Below are 535 nucleotides of genomic sequence, written 5' to 3' on the forward strand. Positions count from 1 at the left end.
CTTACTTGGTGGCGGAGGCGAAGCGGGCAGCGACGTCCTCCCAGTTGAAGATGTTCCAGACAGCCTTGACGTAATCAGCCTTGACGTTCTTGTACTGCAGGTAGAAAGCGTGCTCCCACATGTCCAGCTGCAGCAGCGGGGTGATGTTGGCGGAGATGTTGCCCTGCTGATCGGTCAGCTGCTGAATGACCAGACGCTCAGCGACGTGGTCGAAGCCCAGGATGGCCCAGCCGGAGCCCTGCAGGCCCAGTGCGGCGGAGTTGAAGTGGTCCTGGAACTTGGCGAAGGAACCGAAATCACGGTCGATGGCCGCAGCCAGCTCGCCGGTGGGCTCGCCGCCACCGTTGGGGGAGAGGTTCTTCCAGAAGATGGAGTGGTTGGAGTGACCACCCAGGTTGAAGGCCAGGTTCTTGGACAGGGCGCGGATCTGATCCGGGTTGGTGCCCTCCTCGCGTGCCTTCTCCAGGGCGTCGAGTGCGGCGTTGGCGCCGGCGACGTAGGTGGCGTGGTGCTTGGTGTGGTGCAGCTCCATGAT

The 535-nt window shown here is 62.8% G+C and carries 1 protein-coding gene; it reads right to left on the reverse strand.

Annotated elements, in window-relative coordinates; genetic code table 11:
• Position 1: 1 nt before the first annotated feature.
• On the reverse strand, positions 2-535 hold a 534-nt coding region (locus tag ACTU46_RS16160), incomplete at its 5' end, for a superoxide dismutase (RefSeq protein ID WP_443383958.1).

The organism is Corynebacterium sp. A21 (assembly GCF_052266655.1).
Lineage (GTDB): Bacteria > Actinomycetota > Actinomycetes > Mycobacteriales > Mycobacteriaceae > Corynebacterium.